The sequence below is a fragment of the Janthinobacterium sp. FW305-129 genome (assembly GCF_020858115.1).
Classification (GTDB): Bacteria; Pseudomonadota; Gammaproteobacteria; order Burkholderiales; family Burkholderiaceae_D; genus Janthinobacterium.
The window spans coordinates 1-899 of record NZ_JACYMM010000043.1; the positions used below are offsets into that span (position 1 = coordinate 1).

Genomic DNA, 899 nt, shown 5'->3' on the forward strand with positions numbered 1-899 from the left:
GGCAATACTGTCATTCAGACAGGTAATCTTGATAATACAGCCGGCCGCATTGCCGTCAATAGCGCCAATTTGACCTTGGATACAGCCACCTTGGCGAACAAAGACGGCAAGATCGAGCACGCGGGTAGTGGCATCTTGACGGTACAGGTGGGCGTGCTGGACAACAGCAAGGGTCGCATCACCTCGGCCGCGTCGGCGGACATTATCAGCAAGGGCATACTGAACAATACCGATGGCGTGATCGCCACCACGCAGGCGCTGCAGTTGACGGGTATTGGACTCGACAACACGCGTGGCGTATTGCAGGCGGACAATTTGCGTCTCGATGCGGCGACCTTGTTGAACCAGCAGGGCACGGTCAGTGCAGCCACGGACCTGACGGCCAAAATCAGTGGTGACCTGAACAACGCCGGCCTGCTGTATGCGGGCCGCAACCAGCAACTGACGGTCGGCGGCTTGCTCAACAACACGGGGTCAATTGCCTCCGTCAACAACACGATAATTTCCGCTGGCAAGGTGACCAGCAGAGGCTTGCTGGGTGCCGGCGTGAAAGCCGATGGCAGCCTGGGTACGGCAGGCGATCTCACCATCAACGCCGATGGCGTGCTGCAAGCAAATGGCCAGAACCTGGCGGCAGGCAGTGCGGTGTTGACGGGGAACAATGTGGACCTGTCGGGTAGCCAGACGGGTGCGGCGCACATCGCCATCACGGCCCTTGCTGGCGATGTCATCACCAACAAGGCAGTCATCTCGGCCAGCAACATGCTGGCCATCACGGCCAATGCGAACAACGCCCAGTCGCTGGTGAACAGCCAGGGCCAGCTGGTGGGCGGTCAGTTGCAATTGAACGTGGCGAATCTGGACAACGCCAGCGGCGACATCGTGCAGACGGGCGCGGG

At 60.2% G+C, this 899-nt stretch carries 1 protein-coding gene; it reads left to right on the top strand.

The genetic code is table 11. From position 1 onward, the window contains the following. Positions 1-90 precede the first annotated feature (90 nt). A partial coding sequence (locus tag IGS61_RS27720) for a hypothetical protein (protein ID WP_230542502.1) occupies positions 91-899 on the top strand: 809 nt, incomplete at its 3' end.